16 protein-coding genes and 1 tRNA gene are annotated in these 19,817 nt (G+C 64.2%); 7 read left to right on the top strand and 10 right to left on the bottom strand.

Annotated elements, in window-relative coordinates:
- The first annotated feature begins 65 nt into the window (after nucleotides 1–65).
- The gene (locus P9236_RS26835) at nucleotides 66–371 is read left to right on the top strand and encodes a DUF982 domain-containing protein (RefSeq protein WP_278077646.1); all 306 of its coding nucleotides are present in this window, start codon (nucleotides 66–68) and stop codon (nucleotides 369–371) included.
- Nucleotides 372–375: 4 nt separating this feature from the next.
- Here P9236_RS26835 and P9236_RS26830 read toward each other — a convergent pair whose 3' ends face one another.
- The 6 genes from P9236_RS26830 to P9236_RS26805 all read right to left on the bottom strand — a co-directional run bounded on the left by P9236_RS26830 (nucleotide 376) and on the right by P9236_RS26805 (nucleotide 8,204).
- Complete coding sequence (locus P9236_RS26830; protein ID WP_278077645.1) at nucleotides 376–1,062, bottom strand: aspartyl/asparaginyl beta-hydroxylase domain-containing protein; 687 nt, start codon at nucleotides 1,060–1,062, stop codon at nucleotides 376–378.
- Between the two features lie 102 nt (nucleotides 1,063–1,164).
- On the bottom strand, nucleotides 1,165–2,658 hold the full coding sequence (locus tag P9236_RS26825) for an efflux transporter outer membrane subunit (protein ID WP_278077644.1): 1,494 nt from the start codon (nucleotides 2,656–2,658) through the stop codon (nucleotides 1,165–1,167).
- Nucleotides 2,659–2,668: 10 nt separating this feature from the next.
- Nucleotides 2,669–5,824: an efflux RND transporter permease subunit gene (locus P9236_RS26820; protein ID WP_278077643.1), complete on the bottom strand. Its 3,156-nt coding sequence runs from the start codon at nucleotides 5,822–5,824 to the stop codon at nucleotides 2,669–2,671.
- A 4-nt stretch (nucleotides 5,825–5,828) separates the two neighbouring features.
- A complete protein-coding gene (locus tag P9236_RS26815) occupies nucleotides 5,829–7,121 on the bottom strand; it encodes an efflux RND transporter periplasmic adaptor subunit (RefSeq protein WP_278077665.1) in 1,293 nt (430 codons plus the stop codon).
- Nucleotides 7,122–7,210: 89 nt separating this feature from the next.
- Nucleotides 7,211–7,396: a hypothetical protein gene (locus P9236_RS26810; RefSeq protein ID WP_278077642.1), complete on the bottom strand. Its 186-nt coding sequence runs from the start codon at nucleotides 7,394–7,396 to the stop codon at nucleotides 7,211–7,213.
- 124 nt (nucleotides 7,397–7,520) lie between these two features.
- Nucleotides 7,521–8,204, bottom strand: coding sequence for a hypothetical protein (locus tag P9236_RS26805; protein WP_278077641.1), 684 nt, complete (start codon nucleotides 8,202–8,204; stop codon nucleotides 7,521–7,523).
- 215 nt (nucleotides 8,205–8,419) lie between these two features.
- On the opposite strand from P9236_RS26805, the gene P9236_RS26800 reads away from it, so the two are divergent.
- The gene (locus tag P9236_RS26800) at nucleotides 8,420–9,145 is read left to right on the top strand and encodes a response regulator (RefSeq protein WP_278077640.1); all 726 of its coding nucleotides are present in this window, start codon (nucleotides 8,420–8,422) and stop codon (nucleotides 9,143–9,145) included.
- Entirely contained in the window at nucleotides 9,142–10,389 is a 1,248-nt protein-coding gene (locus tag P9236_RS26795; protein ID WP_278077639.1) for an ATP-binding protein, read from the top strand. Before P9236_RS26800 ends, P9236_RS26795 begins: the two co-directional genes overlap by 4 nt.
- Nucleotides 10,390–10,805: 416 nt before the next feature.
- Here P9236_RS26795 and P9236_RS26790 read toward each other — a convergent pair whose 3' ends face one another.
- From P9236_RS26790 to phaC, 4 genes are all read right to left on the bottom strand, one after another.
- Nucleotides 10,806–11,591, bottom strand: coding sequence for a hypothetical protein (locus P9236_RS26790; protein ID WP_278077638.1), 786 nt, complete (start codon nucleotides 11,589–11,591; stop codon nucleotides 10,806–10,808).
- A 79-nt stretch (nucleotides 11,592–11,670) separates the two neighbouring features.
- Nucleotides 11,671–11,745 (bottom strand) — tRNA-Glu (locus tag P9236_RS26785).
- 441 nt (nucleotides 11,746–12,186) lie between these two features.
- The gene (locus tag P9236_RS26780; protein WP_278077637.1) at nucleotides 12,187–13,404 is read right to left on the bottom strand and encodes a D-Ala-D-Ala carboxypeptidase family metallohydrolase; all 1,218 of its coding nucleotides are present in this window, start codon (nucleotides 13,402–13,404) and stop codon (nucleotides 12,187–12,189) included.
- Between the two features lie 270 nt (nucleotides 13,405–13,674).
- Complete coding sequence (gene phaC / locus P9236_RS26775) at nucleotides 13,675–15,510, bottom strand: class I poly(R)-hydroxyalkanoic acid synthase (RefSeq protein ID WP_278077636.1); 1,836 nt, start codon at nucleotides 15,508–15,510, stop codon at nucleotides 13,675–13,677.
- A gap of 97 nt (nucleotides 15,511–15,607) precedes the next feature.
- On the opposite strand from phaC, the gene P9236_RS26770 reads away from it, so the two are divergent.
- The 4 genes from P9236_RS26770 (at nucleotide 15,608) to glpX (ending at nucleotide 19,799) form a co-directional block, all read left to right on the top strand.
- Complete coding sequence (locus P9236_RS26770) at nucleotides 15,608–16,012, top strand: hypothetical protein (RefSeq protein ID WP_278077635.1); 405 nt, start codon at nucleotides 15,608–15,610, stop codon at nucleotides 16,010–16,012.
- A 49-nt stretch (nucleotides 16,013–16,061) separates the two neighbouring features.
- The gene (locus P9236_RS26765; RefSeq protein ID WP_278077634.1) at nucleotides 16,062–17,279 is read left to right on the top strand and encodes an LL-diaminopimelate aminotransferase; all 1,218 of its coding nucleotides are present in this window, start codon (nucleotides 16,062–16,064) and stop codon (nucleotides 17,277–17,279) included.
- 47 nt (nucleotides 17,280–17,326) lie between these two features.
- On the top strand, nucleotides 17,327–18,640 hold the full coding sequence (locus P9236_RS26760; RefSeq protein WP_278077633.1) for a homoserine dehydrogenase: 1,314 nt from the start codon (nucleotides 17,327–17,329) through the stop codon (nucleotides 18,638–18,640).
- A 175-nt stretch (nucleotides 18,641–18,815) separates the two neighbouring features.
- On the top strand, nucleotides 18,816–19,799 hold the full coding sequence (glpX, locus tag P9236_RS26755) for a class II fructose-bisphosphatase (protein ID WP_278077632.1): 984 nt from the start codon (nucleotides 18,816–18,818) through the stop codon (nucleotides 19,797–19,799).
- Nucleotides 19,800–19,817 lie beyond the last annotated feature (18 nt).

The raw sequence follows: 19,817 nt of genomic DNA, 5'->3' as shown, positions 1-19,817 counted from the left end.
GGCGTCAAAAGAAATCTTTCAGACGAACGGCGTTGCCGGGGCTGCGCCAGTTCGGGAGACAGGGAATGGACAGACTGCAATTCGAGGTGCCGGTGCGCATCACGCCCGCGCCCGGCCTGCCGGTTGAGGAAATCTACAGCGTCGAGCAGGCGCTCGACTTCCTGCAGGACTGGCCGAAGCGCCGCCAGGGCAAGGTCTATGATCTCGCCTTCAACGCCTGCTTCGGCGCAACCGTCGATGTCGCGAGCTCGGAGGAAGCCTGCCGCGCCTTCATGGCTTTCTGCCGCGTCAGCGGGTTGCTCGCCCGGGACATGATGTTGCCGGTCAAGCGCGGCGGCAGCGCAAGGGGATTTCGCGAGGCGAGGGCGTAAGGCTTCAGCCGGCGAAGGATACTCCTCTGTAGTGCATTCCCACCTGCACGCCGCGAACGATCAGCCTGGACAGGATCTCCATGTCCAGGGGCATTTCCGGACGCCACACATCGAGCAGCAAGGCAATACGCGCCTGATCGGCGTTGTTCATCACCTCGTGCTCGAAAGTGTCGTCCCAAAGCATGCACTCGCCGTCGGAGATCCGCCTGTCCTCATGGTTGATCATCATGATCGTCGCCGGCCGGCCATCCGCCTGTTTCGGGATGACCAGGCCGAGATGAAATCTCATGATGCCGCGAAAGGGACCGCGATGGGGCGGGATATGCTTGCGCGGCGCCAGGAATGAGACGGCCGCCGATTTGACCTCGGGGCATTCGGACAGCAGCCGGCCGAGGGTGGGCATTCGCGCGAGGTTTTCCGGAATCGTCATGTCGTAGGCCTTGAGCACGAACATGCGCCAATCGAGGCCGTCATTGGCCGAAATCTCAGCCTGCTCCGGCATGATGTCGTGGAAGCGCGGCACCCTGTTCAACTGCACCGCCAATGCTTCGTCGCGGATACTCTGCCAGGCGGCCGCGAACTTCGTCGCGTTGGGGAAATGGGTGCTGATATCAAGAATCGCTGGTGCATCTATGCGCTTTTCATAGATACGACGCACCAGATTGGTTCCAAGATCGTAGACGTTCGACATCGCATTGCCTCGACCGGGTTATAGTATAGTGGATGATTGCTTTCAGCTATTGCTCACGGAGATTTGTTTCCGAGGGCTTCAGATAAGACGTCCGGTTTCACATCACTGCGTTTCCGAAGCCAGCCGCGGACCGGCGCCGACATCGACGACTTCAGGCTTGGCGCTGTCGGTCGTGCCGTCCCAACCGCCGCCGAGCGCCTTGTTGAGTGCGATGTAATCGGTGGCCATCGACACGCGGCTCTGCAGCAGGGTGTCCTCGGCCGTGTAGAGCGACCGCTCTGCATCCAGCACGTCGAGAACGCTTGTCTCACCCGCTTTGTAGAGCGTTCTTTCGAGCCGGGCGGCGTCGCCATAGGATTTTGCGGAAGAGGCGAGCTTGCCGTTCCTGATCCGCTCCTGCGACAGAGAGACGGTGGCGTTTTCCACGTCCTCCAGCGCCGTCAGCACGGCGGCCTTGTAGGCAATGAAATATTGGTCGCGCTGGGCTTTGGCGATCTCGACGGCCGCCTGCAATTGACCGGCGTTGAACAGCGGCACGCTGAGCGTCGGGCCGAACGACCAGCCGATAGTGGAATTCCTGCCGAGATCGCCGAGCTTGAGGGCGGTGGTACTGATGTCTCCCGTCAGACTGACGCTCGGATAGCGCGCCGCCTCTGCCTGGCCGATCTTGGCCGTGTACTGAGCATATTGCCGTTCCGCCATCCGCACATCGGGGCGGGTCAGCAGGATGTCGGCCGGAATGCCGGTCGGGATCGGCAGGCGCGGCGCCGGGATCGACCTGGGGCGCTTCAGCCGCTCCACCAACGCCGCCGGCGGACGGCCGGTGAGCACCGAAAGCCGGTGCACCGCTTCGGCGTAGTTTGCTTCCAGGGTTGGGACATCGGCTTCCGTGCTGCTTGCCTGTCCCATCGCCTTGGCGACATCGGCAGCGGTTGCCGTGCCGGCCAAGGCCATGGTGCGGGTGAGCTCGGCGGTCTGCCTTTGCGATGCAGCCGAGCGCCGGGCAAGCGCGATGCGGGTCTGGTAGCCGCGGGCCTGGACGTAGTTGGAGGCGACATCGCCGATCAAGGTCAGCAGGGTCGAACGGAGGCTCTCTTGGGAGGCGTCCAATCCGTAGCGGGCGGCCTCGACACTCCTGTGGTTGGCGCCGAAGAGATCGAGCTCCCAAGTGGCGTCGAAGCCCGCCTGATACTGGTCGTAGGTCTCGCTGGCAGTCCCGCCCGTGGTGGTCGCGGCGACCTTGTTGCGCGTAGCGGACGCCGAACCGTCGGCGGATGGAAACAGCGTCCCCGCGGATTGGCGGTAGGACGCGCGCGCCTCGCGGATCTTGGCCTTGGCCGTCGCCACGTCCAGATTGCCGGCAATCGCTTCCTCGACCAACTGGTTGAGCTCGGGATCGCGGAACTTCCGCCACCATCGCGACAACTGCGCCGGCTTGGCCGGCTTCGTCGCCTTCCAGTCGCTCCAGGTCGCTGGCACGACCAACAAGGGCGTCCGATAGTCTGGACCAACGACGCATCCGGAGAGCAGAAGGCCGGCAAAAGCGGGCAAAAGCAGCCCTTTCGCGGTCCGCAGACCGCGTTCGAAACCTGTCATGACGAAACCCTTATTGCTGAGTGGCTGTGGCTGGCGTCCCGCCCGTATCCTGCCCAGAATCCTGCGTGGCGGCCTTGCCCTTGAAGATGCGGCGCACCGTGACGAACAGCAGCGGCACCAGGAACACGCCGATCACGGTCGCCGCGATCATGCCGCCCATCACGCCGATGCCGACGGAATTCTGCGCGCCCGAACCCGCGCCGCTGGCGATTGCCAATGGCGTGACACCGAGGATGAAGGCCAGCGACGTCATCAGGATTGGCCGCAGCCGTTGCCGCGCCGCTTCCAGCGTCGCCTCGACCAGCCCCATTCCCGCCGCCTGCCGTTCGATGGCGAATTCGACGATGAGGATGGCGTTCTTGGAGGCGAGACCAATCGTGGTCAGCAGGCCGACCTTGAAATAGACGTCGTTGGTCTGCCCGAACAGGCTCGCCGCGAGCAGCGCGCCGAAGATGCCGATCGGCACCGACAGCATGACCGCGAACGGGATGGACCAGCTCTCGTAAAGCGCGGCGAGGCAAAGGAAAACGACGAGCGCCGAGATCAGATAGAGCGACATCGCCTGGTTGCCGGAAAGCCGCTCCTGATGCGAGAGCCCCGTCCACTCATGCGCGTATCCGGCGGGCAGTTGCGCGACTAGCTTGTCGATCTCGTCCATGGCGGCGCCTGAACTCACGCCCGTCGTCGCCGCGCCCTGGATTTCCACGGCCGCCGAACCGTTGTAGCGCTCAAGCCGGGGCGAGCCGTATGTCCAATGGCTGGAGGCGAAGGCCGAGAATGGCACCATGGCGTTGCCAGAATTGCGGACCTGCCATTTGTCCAGGTCTTCCGGCTGCATGCGGAAGTCCGCGTCCGCCTGCAGATAGACCGGCTTCACCCGGCCGCGATCGATGAAGTCGTTGACGTAGTCGCTGCCCCAGGCGGTGGAGAGCGTGTTGTTGATGTCGGACAGGCCGATGCCGAGGGCGCTTGCCTTTTCCTGATCGATGTCGACCGAGAACTGCGGCTGATCCTCCTGGCCGTTGGGGCGGGTGTTGGCGAGCAGCTTGCTCCGCGCGGCAAGACCGAGAAGCTGGTTGCGCGTCTGGATCAGCGCCTCATGGCCGGCGCCGTTGGCGTCCTGCAGGTAGAAGTCGAAACCGCTGGTGTTGCCGAAACCCTGGATGGCGGGAGGGGCGAGCGCGAAGACCTGCGCATCCCTGATCTTGGAGAAGGCGCCCATGGCGCGACCGGCGACCGCCTTCGCCGCCAGGGCCGGCGACGTGCGCTTGTCGAAATCCTTCAGCCGAACGAACGCGATACCGACATTCTGTCCAGCGCCGCCGAAACCGAAGCCGGAAGCGGTGAACACCCCATCGACCGCGTCCTTCTCCTCGTTCAAATAGTGGTCGGTCACCTGGGCGAGCACGCGCTCGGTTCGGTCCTGTGTCGCGCCGACCGGCAGCTGCACGCTGGTGATCAGGATGCCCTGGTCCTCGTCAGGCAGGAACGAGCTTGGCAGCCTGGCAAACATCCAGCCCATGGCGATGACTATGGCCAGGAAAACGACAAGGAAGCGCTTGCCCCGGTTGATGATGCCGTGCGAGCCGTCGCGGTAGGCCGTCGTGCCGCGGTCGAAGGCGCGGTTGAACCAGCCGAACGGACCTCTCTGCGTCGCGTGGTCCCTCGGCGGCCGCAGGATCGTGGCGCAGAGCGCGGGCGTCAGCACTAGCGCGACCAGCACCGAGAGCACCATCGCCGAGACGATGGTTACCGAGAACTGCCGGTAGATGATGCCGGTGGAGCCGCCGAAGAAAGCCATCGGCACGAACACGGCCGACAGCACGGTGGCGATGCCGATCAGCGCGCCGGTGATCTCGCTCATCGATTTTCGCGTCGCCTCTCTCGGCGGCAGGCCTTCCTCCGCCATGACGCGTTCGACATTTTCGACGACGACGATGGCATCGTCGACGAGCAGGCCGATGGCGAGCACCATGGCGAACATGGTCAGCGTGTTGATCGAGTAACCGAAGAAGGAGAGCACGCCGAAGGTGCCGAGCAGCACCACCGGCACGGCGATCGTCGGGATGATGGTGGCGCGCAGGTTCTGCAGGAAGAGCAGCATCACCAGGAACACCAGCACGATCGCTTCTGCCAGCGTCTTCACCACCTCTTCGATCGACAGGCGTACGAAGGGCGATGTGTCGTAGGGGTAGACGACCTCGACGCCTTGCGGGAAGGTCGAACCCAGACGGTCGATGGTCGCGCGCACCGCCTCGGCGGTGCTGATCGCATTTGCGCCGGTCGCCAGATTGACCGCGACGCCGGCCGACGGCTTGCCATTGTAGTGGGCGGCCGTCGTGTAGCTTTCGGCGCCGATCTCGACCCTGGCGACGTCGTTGAGCCGCACCAGCGAGCCGTCGGTGTTGCTCTTCAGGATGATGTTGCGGAACTGCTCGGCGGTCTGCAGCCGGCTCTTGGCCGTCACCGTGGCGTTGAGCTGCTGTCCCTTGCGCGCCGGCAGGCCGCCGAGCTGGCCGGCGGAGACCTGGGTGTTCTGCGCCTCGATCGCGGTGGCGACGTCGCTCGGCATCAGCGCATATTGGGCGAGCTTGTCGGGATCGAGCCAGATGCGCATGGCATAGCCGGAGCCGAAGAGCTGGGTGGAGCCGACGCCTTCGACGCGCTTCAGCGTGTCGTTGACCGTGCTGTCGACATAGTCGGCAAGGTCTGTCGAGTTCATCTTACCGTCGGTGGAAACGAAGCCGATGACCATCAGGAAGCCGGTAGAGGATTTGGAGACGGTGATGCCGTTGCTCTGGACGACCTGCGGCAGTTGCGACTGCACCAGCTGCAGCTTGTTCTGGGTCTGCACCTGGGCGGTGTCGGGATTGGCGGCGCTGGTGAAGGTCAGCGTGATCGAGGCCTGTCCGGTCGAGGTCGACGTCGCCGTCATGTAATCGAGATTGTCGATGCCGGTCATGCCTTGCTCGATGACCTTGGTCACCGAGTTCTCCACCGTCTGGGCGTCGGCGCCGGGATAGCTGGCGCTGATGTTCACCGTGGTGGGCGCGATCTGCGGGTATTGCGAGATCGGCAGCGACCGGAGCGCGAACAGGCCGCCCAGCATGATCACGATGGCGATCACCCAGGCAAAGATCGGGCGATTGATGAAGAAAGTCGACATCGCCTCAGTTCCCGGTTGCGCCAGACGCTGGTTGCTTGGCGGCGCCGGCAGCCTTGCCGCCAGCCGGTTCCGCCGTGGCGGAGGTCTGCTGGCGATCCTTGATCTCGCCGGTCGCCTCGTCGATCGTCACCTCGACCGGCGTCGCGTCGCCACCTGCGCGCACCAGCTGCACGCCTTCAACGATGACGCGGTCGCCGTCGCCGACGCCGGAGTCCACGAGCCAGTTGTTGCCGACGCTGTTGCGCACGCTGAGAGCACGCGACTCGACCTTGCCCTGGGCATTGACCACCATAGCCGTCGCCTGACCTTTCGGGTCGCGGGTGACGGCGCGCTGCGGCACCAGGAAGCTGTTCTGCGCCACACCTTCCTCGACGATGGCGCGCACATACATGCCTGGCAGCAGCAGGCGGTCGGGATTGGGGAACTGGGCTCTGAGCGCGAAAGTGCCGGTGGATTGGTCGACATTGGCGCCGGCGAATTCCAGCTTGCCGGTCCGCGAGTAGATGGTGCCGTTGTCGAGCTTGAGCTTCACGCTGACGTTGGGCCCGCTGACCTTCAGCCGACCTTCGTTGATCGCCTGGCGCAGGTTGAGCAGATTGGTGCTGGACTGCGTGACATCGACATTGATCGGGTCGAGCGCGCGAATGGTGGTCAGCACCGTCTCCTGGTTGGCGGTGACCAGCGCTCCCGGCGTGAGCGTGGATTTGTCGATCCGGCCGGCGATCGGCGCGGTGATCGAGGTGCGGTTGAGGCTGATGCGCGCCGTCTCGACGCTCGCCTTGGCCGATGCAACGTCGGCCTGGGCCTGCGCCAGCGTCGCGGCGGCATCGTCAAAATCTTGCTTCGAGACGACGTTCTGCTTCAGCAGTCCGGAATAGCGGTCGAATTTGGCCTGGGCGGTGGGGAGCGCCGCTTCGGCCTTCTGCTGGGCGGCGACGGCGCTGTCATAGGCTGCCTGGTAGCTCGCCGGATCGATAAGGTAGAGCGGCTGTCCCGGCACCACCTCGGCGCCTTCCTGGAACAGGCGCTGCTGGACGATGCCGTCGACCTGCGGGCGTACCTCGGCGATGAGTGAGGCCGCCGTGCGGCCGGGCAGTTCGGCGGTGATCGCGACCGACTGCGGATGCAAGGTGACAACGCCGACCTCGGGCCGGCCGACGCCGCCCATGCCCGCAGGAGCCTCGCTCTTTTCCTGCGAACAGGCCGCCAGAAAGAGTACCGCACACAACATTCCTGCCCAGGGGGAGAGGCGACGTGGCCTCGTCGGCAAAAGAGAATGACTAGGCTGGATATGCATCGGCTGGATCTTTCGCTGAAGGTGCAGTCGCCGCCTGACCATCGACGACTCCGGCCGCGACCAGCACGGCGACGAGGAGAAGATGCCTTTTACGCAATTTGCTGGTCATGATTTTCAGCGCTTGAAGACGACATCGGAAGCGACAGGCGGTAAGCGGCGAACCTCAGCCGGACCGCTCCTTTTAGCGCCTGCTTCGATAGGATCTGTTGCCTGGCACCGGCGCTGGAGCGGATCGGCAAGGGCGAGCCTAGCGAGGCAAGCAGCCGCAGCATCATCAGGGCTTCCCACATCATCATGCGCTCCATGCTTGACGGCGGTCGCGCGGACGCGTCCGCCAATTCGCAAAAGAACCGGCCGGTCCTTGAACGGGTGGATCAGCGGACCGGCCGGTGCAGACGGTCAGAGTTGCTCGCCATTCCGGGGTAGGGGTGGCTGAAGCTGTCCGTGCGGACCTCCGGGGCCGGCTGCGTCGTCCGGCGGATTGCCCCATGGACCGGGGGGCGGGCCGTGCGGCCGATCCGCCGAAGCGAGGATTTCGAGCTGTTCGGGCGTAAGCTTGGTGCGCAGCACGGCGATCGCATCCTTCAGCTTGGCGGCCGAAGCCGCGCGCTTGGTGACTTCGTCGGCCAATCGCTCCTGGAAGGCGAAGGGATCGCCTTGCGCCTGGTCGGGACCGCCGGGCGCGGGCGGCCCGCCTGCTTCAGAGCCACCGAGAGCGCCGGGGCCATGGTCGAACCGCGGCGGCGCCAGGACCGCCTGCAGCGCGCTGGTATAGTCGCGCCAGGCATCGAGCTGCTCGGTGCGGATGCCGATGCGGGTCTCGAGCGCCGAAAGCCGAGCGGCAAGCATCTCCGGCGGTGGCGGTCCCATGCGGCGGAAGGCTTCCGGCCCCTGTGGCATCGGTCCGTGCCGCATCGGCCCATGCGGGCCGGGCCAGGGCATCGGGCCCGGGCCCGCATCGTCCTGCCGGCCGATCGCCGGCGGTTCGTCACCAGGCGCCGCGGCAGGGTCGGGCTGGGCGGCCAGCACGGGATGGATGGCCGCGACCGAGAACAGGCCGAGCGCCAAAAGTCTGCTTCGCATGACGTGATCCTTTCCTGCATGCTTCGGATGGCGGGAGGATAGGAAGCGTCTTTTGCCGTTTTGCTTCGGCGCGTTGCCGAAGGTTTCCAGAAAAGGGAGATTTGTTTCTGAATGTTTCCGGAGCCTTCCCGGAAACATTCGGTTGCAAATTTCCATGCCGCTCTTTCGGCCGCTCTTCCTATAATCGGTGGCGAACAAGGTGAGATGGGCTGGGAATGCAGGCACAACCCCACATCCTCGTCGTCGATGACGACCGCGAGATCAGGACGCTGCTCGGACGCTATCTCGACGGGCAGGGTTTTCGCGTCTCGGTGGCGGCCGACCGGCGCGAGTGCGAGCAGAAGCTCGGCTCAGGCCAGTTCGACCTCATCGTGCTCGACGTCATGCTGCCCGACGGGTCGGGTCTCGACATCTGCCGCGCCTTGCGCGACCGCAAGCCGCATATCCCGGTCATTCTGCTGACCGCGCTGAAGGAGGATGTGGACCGCATCATCGGGCTGGAGCTCGGCGCCGACGACTATCTCGGCAAGCCGTTCAACCCGCGCGAGCTTTCAGCCCGCATCCGCGCGGTGCTCAGGCGCTCGGCGCCGGAGGAAGCCGCTCCGCCCAAGGTTCGCGTCTACCGTTTCGCCGGTTACAGGCTTGAGCCGGACACGCGCAAGGTGATCGACGCCGAAGGTGCCGCGATCGACCTCACCGGCGCCGAGTTCGACCTGCTGCAGGTCTTTCTCGACCGGCCGGGGCGGCTCCTGTCGCGCGACCAGCTCCTCGACCTGACGCAAGGGCGCGAGCGCGAGCCGCTCGACCGTTCCGTCGACGTGCTGATGAGCCGGCTGCGCCGGAAGTTTGCCGAAGCGGGCGAGGAGAACCTGTTCAAGACGGTACGTAATGGCGGCTACCAGCTCACCGCCCGCGTCGAGACGGCGGAGACCGAGGCATGACCTCGCTGCGCCGGCGGCTGATCATCCTTCTGGTCGTTTCGATCCTGGGCGTGGTCGGGCTCGCCACCTTCGTCGCGGTGAAGGTGCTCGGCGGGCCGTCGCCGGAACTGATCATGGGCCCGCTCGCCCACCAGATCCAGTACATGGTGCAACTGGCTCCCGCCCACGCGCCGAATTCAAGCGATGCACCCGTCATCGTGCAGGATCGCCCGGCCGACGGCTTCGAGGACCGCAAGCACACAAGGGTGTTGAACGAGATCCTGCACCACAACGGCCTCGATGTTTCGGCCGTGGTCAGCCGCAATGCCGACCGGCCGGGAATGGTCGCTTCGGTCGAGCTGCCCGACCATCGCTGGATGATCGTCGATGTCCCCGATTTCGGTCCGCCGCGCGATGTCTGGTACGGGCTGGCGGGCTGGATGGTGCTGATCGTGCTCGGCGCCACGCCGGTGTCGATCTACTTCACCGGCGTGCTGGTGCGGCCGCTGGAAATGCTTGAGGCCGCCGTCAGCAAGATCGGTTCGGACGGGGTGCTGGCGACGGTTCCTGAAGAGGGGACGGCCGAAGTCAGGGCCACCGCGCATGCGCTCAACCAGCTTTCGGCGAGGCTCGAGGCGGCGATGGAAAGCCGCATGCGCCTGGTCGCCGCCGCCGGCCATGACCTCAGGACGCCGATGACCAGGATGCGACTCCGCGCCGAGTTCCTCGACGAGGATCGCGAGAAGTGGCTGAGCGATCTCGACGAACTCGACCGCATCGCCGACAGCGCGATCCGCCTGGTGCGCGAGGAGGTCAACCAGGACGCGGTAGAACCGGTGGAACTCGACGGGCTGGTCCGCGACATCGAGACCGAGATGACGGCGCTCGGCCACGCGGTGACGATCGACCACCTCGATCATATGTCGGTCAAGGCCGGCGCGCTCGGCCTGCGCCGCGCGCTGCGCAACCTGATCGTCAACGCCGCGACGCACGGCAAAAGCTGCACCGTCTCGCTGTCGAGGCAAGGCGGCCGGGCGGTTCTGACCATCGCCGACCGCGGCCCCGGCATCCCGCCGGACCTGTTGAACAAAGCCTTCGAGCCGTTCTTTCGGGTCGATCCGGCGCGCACGCAGTTCATCCCGGGCGCGGGACTGGGGCTGGCGATCGCGAAGGAAATCATCGAGCGCTACGGCGGGACGATCCGTCTGGAGAATAGGCAGGGGGGAGGGCTGGTGCAGATGGTGGTGTTCGCGGCCGTTTCTTAATGGAATCGACGCTATCGAGGTCGCTTTATTTTACTTGTTCAATCACCGGGGCCGGCGGCTGGTCGGTTGCCGGAGCCAGCGTGCAATCTTGCCCTTTGCATTCCTGCACAGGGTTATCCTTCGGGGGCAAGCAATTTTGCCCCTCGCAGTGTTTTGCCGGCTGTTCTTGCGTTGCATCACCGTTCGACTGGGCAGGCTGATCCTCGGCGCGGAGGGGCTGCAGTCCTGCGAGGCTGATGGCAATGCACGAGAGTGCGGCCCGAAGCAAGTTCATCCCGGCGCCTCCTCGTTGAGAGTGGGGAGAAGTTTACACGCTGTAACTGAGGCTCAGATACCGCCACCCGCCAACGACGTTAACAACGCGTTTCCGCTCCAGGGAGTGCCCGTTGTGCCGACCCCGCATCGCCAATTTCCGTTCAAAGCAACGTTTTGGTGATCTTCCGGACACCTTCAATCAGTTCGGCCACTTCTTCCTTTGTGGGATCAGTAGCCTTCTTATGATCGCACTTGTTTCGCAGATCGCCCAGGTGTTGGATGAAGCGCCACTGCGCGACGTCTGCGACAGAAGCTGCCTTCAAGGCGTCATTGAGATCGGAAATGGCGGGGTCTTTCTTGCGCAACATTACCTTGTGGCGATCGCAGACGGCAGCCAAATGACCTTCCAAGACGACCCCTGCCATTGCTCCGGCTCCGCGCTGAAAGCCATTCTTGTTTAGCTCTTCGGCTGCATGAAGCTCATCATCCAAAAGGTCTGCGTGCAGCAGCGCCTTGATATCGTAAAGGGACGAAGCGAAGCGATTCGCCAATCCAGAAATAATATTGAATTGTTGGTACATGGCGGCATTGGCAGCCGATGGGCCGACGATTACGTCGCCTGCGCGTGTTGCGCTAATGCCACGAAGGTAGTCCGACATCGTGTAGTTTGCGTAGGAGAGGTCCTTTCTCGTACCTTTTGGAGCGTAATATGATCGAAAATCGTCTTCCCTCTCTGGAATGAGCTGACTGACAAGCGCAAGAGCTTCAGAATACCAGCCCTGATAGCTGGATCGAACGTTCGGCAAGTTTTTCAGTTCTTCCTCGGTGAAAGGATGAACAGTCTTTGTGCGCGGATCCGCTTCGATCTGCATCGCAAGGGCCAGCTTTCCACCGAGCGACGCGAGACGTTCTATGTCTTTCTTGTATCGCTCAAAAGTGTTTGCCATTTTCTATCCCCCGCGGCGCATGCTCGATTAGCACAAATCGCCACTCTGCAAAATTTCAATCGGGGGGTGGGAGGGTTTCTGGTACGCCCAAGGGGAATCGAACCCCTGTTACCGCCGTGAAAGGGCGGTGTCCTAACCGCTAGACGATGGGCGCGCTCAGACGAAGCGGCTTATAATTGCGTTGTTGGCAACCGGCAACCCATGCGCAGCCACATGCGACAACTTTTTTCAAGCGTGGCAAAAAGCACGATTTTGGCCAGTCAGGTCACGGTTTGCGGCAGCCGGTTGCTCGTGCATCCTTGGAGATTGGCTGGAACGCCACTCAAGGTCGTCATTCTATGGCGGAGCAAGGAGCGTAGCGACGCGGCGCAGACCATAGAATCCATTCCGTCACCTAGAAGCGTTGCCACGGTGCAGAATTCTGCTCGGCTGCATTCTTCGGCCAAGGTCACGGAATGGATCCTCGGGTCTTCGCGTCCGCTTCGCTCCCGCTCCGCCCGTGGATGACGACGTTCGGAGCGGCTTCGGTTAATCGCCACGTTTGGCACTGCGAGGTTCGTCGCAACGAAGGCGGTGGGCCGCCGACTGTCGAGACTCAGCCGTCCTCGCCGCTGCTGGCGCGGCGGCGGCAGCGCCAGTTCCAGTCGCGCTCGGGGCCGACGTCGACATGGATCGATTCGGTGTGGCAGTAGGTGCCGACGCCGCCGCGGCCGGGCATCGAGCGAACATAGCTCGCCAGTTCCCACTTGGAGACGCCGGGTACCTGGATGTCGGCGGCGGCGCAGTACATGTGCAGCGAGTTCTTGGCGCCGTTGGCGCGGCGGTTGCGGGATGGATCGCGATAGCCGGAGGTGACGATCATCTTGCGGCCGAAATGGCCCTCGATCGTCTTCAGCACGCGCACCAGCGACGGCTTCAGGCAGGCGACGTCGACGCTTTCGTTCTGTTTCAAGAGGCCGTTGGGGGCGAGCCTCGCCATGCCGGCGGCGGACGCCACCTGGTAGGAACCGCCCTCGTCCTCGTTGAGATCGACGTCGCTCTCGTCGTCGATGCCGGACTTGCGCTTGATCTCGAACAGCGCCGTCTGGCGCACGCCCGGCAAGGCATCGGCACCGGTGATGTGGTTGCTTGGATCGTCGCCGAGGGAGGCGAGTTGCACCGGTTTGTCGCCTGGTGTCGCGGAGGCGAGCGTCACGATCGGCTTGGCCGGTGGCGGCGTGGTCTTGGCCTGCGCGGCGGGCTGGTCGCTCGAACGCGTGTTGATCAGAGGCGCGGGCGCTGCCGAGGCCGGGGTGGTGCTGAACAGCGAGGCGAACAGGCCCTTTTTCGGCGCGACAACCGGCTGCTGCGCCGGGTCGCCCGCCGTTACGTAGACGCCCTTGCTCATCGCCTGCACGGTGGCCTGCGCCTGCGATGCGACCGCGGCGGCATCGCCGGCAGCGATCTTCTCAGCGACGGCTTTTGTCTCGTCGGCGGTCTGCGTCGGCTGCACCAGCGGTTGCGGCGTATTGCCGGCAATCGAGGTGGCGCCTGCAGGCACGGCGACCGCAGGGAAGGCGGCTCCGGGCCGTATTTCCGGCACATAGGCGACCTTTTCGGGCAGTGGCTTGTCGCCTTCGCCCATCACGGTCGATGCCGCCTCGGGCGAGGCCGACGCCACTTGCTGGGTCGAATCGGTCGAGGCCACGGGCTTGGCGGTGGAAGCCGCGCTCATCTCGGTGGCGGTTGAATTGTAGCCGGGAGTGACGACCGACATCGTCGGGTCGCCGGTCGAGGTGCAGGAGGCCAGAAGCACGGAGAAAAGCGCTGCCACAATGCTGCGGCTTTCCCTTCGTGCAAGACGCCAACCTGCTGGTTTCAAAATAAAATTCCCCCTCGGTATCCGGTCCGTTCATCATCGCCGTAGCGCTCCAGTGCCCCTGGCGATGACCTCCTGTTCCCGAACCGGAAACGGGATCTGTGTCGATCTGCAAGCCTCGGATTTTCTTCTGCGTCTGAAGGCGAACTGAGGCTGCGAAAACGATTAACGCCACCATTTCGCCCTGTTTTGAGGGGCCGTCAACTCACCAGACATTACAGTCCGTTACACACGCACCTTGACATAGGTGCCCGGTGCATCCCCCAAGGTTTTCATACGCTTGCCCGGTTGGCGGGCGGGTACATGCACATTGTCCTGGCTTTCGATCCAGTGCTGCCAGTGCGTCCACCACGAGCCCGGATGCTCGTGCGCGGTGGCGAACCAGGTGTTGAAATCGCCCACCGGCTTGGCGCCGGTCCAGTATTGGTATTTATGCGCCGCGGGCGGATTGACGACGCCGGCGATGTGGCCGGAGCCCGCCATCACATACTCGACGTCGCCGCCGAAAAATCGCGAGCCGAGGAACACGGAAAGCGCCGGCGCGATGTGGTCTTCCTTCGTCGCCAGGTTGTAGACCGGTATCGTGATGTCGGCCAGCGAGACGGTGCGGCCGGCGAGTTCCATCGTGCCGCGCGAGAGATTGTTCTCCAGATAGCAGTTGCGCAGGTAGAAGGAATGGTTTGCCGCCGCCATGCGCGTCGAGTCGGCATTCCAGTAGAGCAGGTCGAAGGGCAGGGGATCCTTGCCGCGCATGTAGTTGTTGATGACGTAGGGCCAGATCAGGTCGCCGGAGCGCAGCATGTTGAAGGCGGTTGCCATCTTGGTGCCTTCGAGATAGCCCTTCTCGTTCATCGAGCGCTCGACGGCCGCGACTTGGTCCTCGTCGACGAAAACCTTCAGGTCGCCGGCATGGGTGAAGTCGACCTGGGTGGTGAAGAAGGTGGCCGACTTGATGCGGTGGTCGCCTTCCTGCGCCAGAAGCGCGAGCGCCGCGGCCAGCAGCGTGCCGCCGACGCAATAGCCGATCGCGTTGACTTGCTTTTCGCCGGTCGCCTTCTCGACCATGTCGAGGCCAAATTGCAAGCCTTCGCGAATATAGGCTTCCCAGCCCTTGGCGCCGTGGCGCTCGTCAGGATTGATCCAGGAGATGACGAAGACCGTATGACCCTGCTCGATCGCCCAGCGGATGAAGGATTTCTGCGGGTTGAGATCGAGGATGTAGTATTTGTTGATCCAGGGCGGGCAGACGAGCAGGGGGCGCCTCAGCACCGTCTCGGTCGTCGGATCGTACTGGATGATCTCGGCGACATCGCTGCGGCCGATCACCTTGCCTGGCGTCGTGGCGATGTTCTTGCCGATCTCGAACGGCGCGTAGTCGGCCTGGCGGAGCTTCAGGTCGCCCCTGCCGGCGGCGATATCCTCGGCCAGCATCTTCATGCCGCGCACGAGGTTTTCGCCGTTGGAGGCGACGGTCTCGCGGAACAGTTCCGGGTTGGTGAGGATGAAATTCGAGGGCGCGATCGCGTTGGAGACCTGCTTGACGTAGAAGCTCGCCTTGTGGCGGGTGTGCTCGTCCAGGCCCTCGGCATGCTCGACGAGGTCGGAGGCCCAGCGCGAGGTGACGAGATAGGCCTGTTTCAGGAAATCGAAGAAGGCGTTGCGGCCCCATTCCGGGTCCTGGAAACGCTTGTCGCCGCGCTCGGGCTTGAACGCGTCCTCGGCGGCTTCGGCATTGGGGCTGACCTTCTGAATGGCGTTCGCCCAGACCGTCATGTAGCCGGCGAAGAGCCGCGTCTGCGCTTCCAGCGCGCGCTGCGGGTCGGCCAGCCAGTATTCCGAGAGCTTGGAGAAGGTCTTGACCATGTCGACCACGGGTTCGGCGACATGGTCGCGCACCTCACCCTTCTCGCGCGGCTCGGCCCAGGCGGAGGCAGCCTTGCCTGCCTGCTCGATCATGCGCGCCATGTTCAACGCGAAACGCTCGGGATCTTTGACCAGATATTGCTCGACGGTCGAAGGTCCGCCATTTTCCGCTTTGTCCGAATCGGGCGCTTTGGACATGGTTCGCGGGGTTCCTCCCGGAGCGTTTTCTTGACATATTACCATGGGACATCTGACTGGGTCCAACACGCTCTAACCCGGCTGCCAGGAAAACAATATGACGATTAATGTAGGCGGGACTTATTTTCTCGGCACCGGTTCGATTTGCCGCATCGCCGTCGCGGCGGTGGTGCTGTGCGCGCCGCTGCTTGCGGGCGGCTGCGAAACCAGCAGCAACAATTCGGCGCCGACTGCGTTGACCGAGGGCCCGAAGGATACCGGCTCCTATCCGAACCTCAACATTCCGCCGCAGGTGGCCGCCAAGCAGCTGTCCAAGGAAGAGACCGCCGCCAAGCTCGGCGAGCTCAAGGCCGACGAGCAGGCGCAGCTTGCCAAGGGCGGCGGCGTCAAGCCGACCGCCAATCCTGCCGCGCTCAACACGCTCGCCAGGACGCATGGCGACGACACGCTGAAGCAGATCGAAGGCAAATGCGATCCCGCCCTCGACCCTAACTGCAATTAGGTTTATATCGCGCGCCGAAAGCGCCCCCCTTTGATCGTCTGGAACTGAAATGGAAGAATTTCACAAGGTCCGCCGGCTTCCGCCTTACGTGTTCGAGCAGGTCAACCGGCTGAAGGCCAGCGCCCGCTCGCGCGGCGCCGACATCATCGACCTTGGCATGGGTAATCCGGACCTGCCGACGCCGAAAGCCATCGTCGACAAATTGTGCGAAGTGGTGCGCGATCCGCGCACCCATCGCTATTCGTCCTCGCGCGGCATTCCCGGCCTGCGCCGCGCCCAGGCGAACTACTACCAGCGCCGCTTCGGCGTGAAGCTCAACCCCGACACGCAAGTCGTGGCCACCCTTGGTTCGAAGGAAGGCTTCGCCAACATGGCGCAGGCGATCACAGCGCCCGGCGACGTCATCCTCTGTCCCAATCCGACCTATCCGATCCACGCTTTCGGCTTCATCATGTCGGGCGGCGTCATCCGCTCGCTGCAGGTGGAACCCAATGACGCCTTCATTCCGGCGGTCGAGCGCGGCATCCGCCACTCGATCCCGAAACCGCTGGCGCTGATCCTCAACTATCCGTCCAACCCGACGGCGCTGGTCGCCTCGCTCGATTTCTACAAGGATGTGGTCGCCTTCGCGAAGAAAAACGACATCATCATCCTGTCGGACCTTGCCTATTCGGAGATCTATTTCGACGGCAATCCGCCGCCTTCGGTGTTGCAGGTTCCGGGCGCGATCGACGTCTGCGTCGAATTCACCTCGATGTCGAAGACCTTTTCCATGCCCGGCTGGCGCATGGGCTTCGCGGTCGGCAACGAGCGGCTGATCGCGGCGCTGACCCGGGTCAAATCCTATCTCGACTACGGCGCCTTCACGCCGATCCAGGTGGCGGCGGCGCATGCGCTGAACGGCGATGGCGCCGACATCGCCGAGGTGCGCGAGGTCTACCACAAGCGGCGCGACGTGATGGTCGATTCCTTCGGCCGCGCCGGGTGGACGATTCCTGCGCCGGCGGCCTCGATGTTCGCCTGGGCGCCGATCCCGGAGCAGTTCCGCCACCTCGGCTCACTCGAATTCTCCAAGCTGCTCATCGAGCATGCCGACGTGGCGGTGGCACCGGGGATAGGCTTCGGCGAATACGGCGACGATTTCGTCCGTGTCGCGCTGGTCGAGAACGAGCACCGGATCCGGCAGGCGGCGCGCAACATCAAGCGGTTCCTGGCTTCGACCGCCAAGCAGCCCAACAATGTCGTGCCGCTTTCGGCCCGCCGCTAAGCTCATCGCACATCACACCGACCAATCTTTGAGGGGCGTCGCCGGACATGGCTGAAGCGTTGCGTGTTGGAATTGCCGGCCTTGGCACGGTGGGCGCCTCGGTGGCGCGCGTGCTCAACGAAAAGGCGGCGGAGCTCACCCGCCAATGCGGTCGCGACATCGTCGTCACGGCCGTATCGGCCCGCGACCCGAAGCGCGACCGCGGCGTCGATCTGAGCGCTGCCAGGTGGTTCGGCGACGCCGTGGAGATGGCCGAAAAGGCCGACATCGATGTCTTCGTCGAGCTGATCGGCGGCGACGAAGGACCTGCCCACGCATCCGTCAAGGCGGCGCTCGAGGCCGGCCGTCACGTCGTGACCGCCAACAAGGCGCTGCTGGCCAAGCATGGCGTGCAGTTGGCGGAGATCGCCGAGAAGAAGGGCGTGCTGCTCAACTACGAGGCGGCGGTCGCCGGGGGCATCCCGGTCATCAAGACGATGCGCGAGGCGATGGCCGGCAACCAGGTCACCCGCGTCTTCGGCATCCTCAACGGCACCTGCAACTACATACTGACCCGCATGGAGGCCGAAGGCATCTCCTTCGACGCCTGCCTGAAGGACGCGCAGCGGCTTGGCTATGCCGAAGCCGATCCGACCTTCGACATCGAGGGCCACGACACGGCGCACAAGCTGTCCATCCTGACCAGCCTTGCCTTCGGCACAAGGATCGCCGCCAACGACATCTACATGGAAGGCATCTCCAACATCACCCAGGCCGACATTCGCGCGGCGGCCGATCTCGGCTACCGCATCAAGCTGCTCGGCGTCGCCCAGCGCACCGACAGCGGCATCGAACAGCGCGTGCATCCGACCATGGTGCCGACGGCCTCCGTCATCGCGCAGGTGCACGGCGTCACCAATGCGGTGGCGATCGAGACAGACATCCTTGGCGAGCTTTTGCTCTCCGGCCCCGGCGCGGGCGGCAACGCCACCGCCTCGGCGGTGGTCGGCGACATTGCCGATATCGCCAAGAGCCGGCCGGGCTTCCAGCACGGGCCGGTCTTCGGCTGGCCGGCGAAGGAATTGAAGCCCTATAAGAAAGCACAGATGCGCAGCCATGCCGGCGGCTATTTCATCCGGCTCACGGTCCATGATCGCATCGGCGTCTTCGCCGCGATCGCCAAGCGCATGGCCGACAACGACATCTCGCTGGAATCGATCGTGCAGCAGGCGGCCGGTCCGGAAACCCAGGCGCAGAAGACGGTCATCCTCGTCACCCATGAGACGACGGAAGCGGCGGTGCGCAAGGCGGTCGAAGGCATCACCAAGGACGGCCATCTGACCGACAAGCCACAGGTGATCCGCATCGAGCGGGCCGAATAGTTCGAGTCACATTTCACCTTTAATCGATTGATATTGCTGCCATTTCAAAAATTGGCATAGCAAGTCTTGCCGTTGTCATGGAGCTTTGCCAGAAGAAGCGCGCCTCTGGCGGGAGGCGCAGCGCGGTAGAGCGGTTCGGAACTGAACCGCCTTCATCAACGAGGAAAGCCCATTCATGAACATGGCCCAGAACATCGCAGCCGGCCTCGACCGTATCCTCACCATGGAAGTGGTGCGCGTCACCGAGCGGGCCGCCGTTGCCGCCGCCAGGCTGCGCGGGCGCGGCGATGAGAAAGCCGCCGACCAGGTCGCCGTCGATGCCATGCGCCAGGAGCTCAACCGGCTGGCCATCAAGGGCACGGTGGTGATCGGCGAGGGCGAGCGTGACGAGGCGCCGATGCTCTATATCGGCGAGGAGGTCGGCACCGGCAAAGGCCCGGCGGTCGACATCGCGCTCGACCCGCTGGAAGGCACGACGATCTGCGCCAAGAACCTGCCCAATGCGCTCGCCGTCATCGCCATCGCGGAAAAGGGCAGCCTGCTGTTCGCGCCCGACGTCTATATGGACAAGATCGCCATCGGGCCCGGCTACGCCGAGGGCATCATCGACATCGACGCCCCGCCGGCCGAGAACATCGCCAATCTCGCCAAGGCCAAGGGTGTGGCGGTGTCCGACATCACCGCCTGCATCCTCGACCGGCCGCGCCACGCCAAGCTGATCGACGCCGTGCGCGCCACGGGCGCGGCGATCCGGCTGATCGGCGACGGCGACGTCGCCGGCGTCATCCACACTACCGACCCGGAAGAGACCGGCATCGACATCTATCTCGGCACCGGCGGTGCGCCGGAAGGAGTGCTGGCCGCAGCGGCGCTGCGCTGCACAGGCGGGCAGATGCAGGGCCGGCTGATCCTCGACACGCCGGAGAAGGCGGCACGCGCCGCAAAGATGGGCATTTCCGATCCGAAGCGGGTCTATCGCGCACAGGACATGGCACGTGGCGACGTGCTGTTTGCGGCAACCGGCGTCACCGACGGCAATCTGCTCGACGGGGTCAGGTTCGGCCGCACCTTCATCACCACCCACACCATCGTGCTGCGCTCGTCCTCGCGCACCGTGCGCGAGATCAAGGCGCGTCACCAGGATCTGGAAAAGTTTTGATTCGTCCTGCCCACTTGT

Source organism: Mesorhizobium sp. WSM4884, from assembly GCF_029625675.1.
Classification (GTDB): Bacteria; Pseudomonadota; Alphaproteobacteria; order Rhizobiales; family Rhizobiaceae; genus Mesorhizobium.
The sequence above is the reverse complement of the archived record's forward strand: the minus strand, read 5'-3'. Positions and strand labels throughout refer to the sequence as shown.

Bases quoted from the DNA above. Each gene is read 5' to 3' on its own strand.
- P9236_RS26835 (WP_278077646.1), top strand. From the start codon at position 66: ATGGACAGACTGCAATTCGAGGTGCCGGTGCGCATCACGCCCGCGCCC.
- P9236_RS26830 (WP_278077645.1), bottom strand. From the start codon at position 1,062: ATGTCGAACGTCTACGATCTTGGAACCAATCTGGTGCGTCGTATCTAT.
- P9236_RS26825 (WP_278077644.1), bottom strand. From the start codon at position 2,658: ATGACAGGTTTCGAACGCGGTCTGCGGACCGCGAAAGGGCTGCTTTTG.
- P9236_RS26820 (WP_278077643.1), bottom strand. From the start codon at position 5,824: ATGTCGACTTTCTTCATCAATCGCCCGATCTTTGCCTGGGTGATCGCC.
- P9236_RS26815 (WP_278077665.1), bottom strand. From the start codon at position 7,121: ATGCATATCCAGCCTAGTCATTCTCTTTTGCCGACGAGGCCACGTCGC.
- P9236_RS26810 (WP_278077642.1), bottom strand. From the start codon at position 7,396: ATGATGCTGCGGCTGCTTGCCTCGCTAGGCTCGCCCTTGCCGATCCGC.
- P9236_RS26805 (WP_278077641.1), bottom strand. From the start codon at position 8,204: ATGCGAAGCAGACTTTTGGCGCTCGGCCTGTTCTCGGTCGCGGCCATC.
- P9236_RS26800 (WP_278077640.1), top strand. From the start codon at position 8,420: ATGCAGGCACAACCCCACATCCTCGTCGTCGATGACGACCGCGAGATC.
- P9236_RS26795 (WP_278077639.1), top strand. From the start codon at position 9,142: ATGACCTCGCTGCGCCGGCGGCTGATCATCCTTCTGGTCGTTTCGATC.
- P9236_RS26790 (WP_278077638.1), bottom strand. From the start codon at position 11,591: ATGGCAAACACTTTTGAGCGATACAAGAAAGACATAGAACGTCTCGCG.
- phaC (WP_278077636.1), bottom strand. From the start codon at position 15,510: ATGTCCAAAGCGCCCGATTCGGACAAAGCGGAAAATGGCGGACCTTCG.
- P9236_RS26770 (WP_278077635.1), top strand. From the start codon at position 15,608: ATGACGATTAATGTAGGCGGGACTTATTTTCTCGGCACCGGTTCGATT.
- P9236_RS26765 (WP_278077634.1), top strand. From the start codon at position 16,062: ATGGAAGAATTTCACAAGGTCCGCCGGCTTCCGCCTTACGTGTTCGAG.
- P9236_RS26760 (WP_278077633.1), top strand. From the start codon at position 17,327: ATGGCTGAAGCGTTGCGTGTTGGAATTGCCGGCCTTGGCACGGTGGGC.
- glpX (WP_278077632.1), top strand. From the start codon at position 18,816: ATGAACATGGCCCAGAACATCGCAGCCGGCCTCGACCGTATCCTCACC.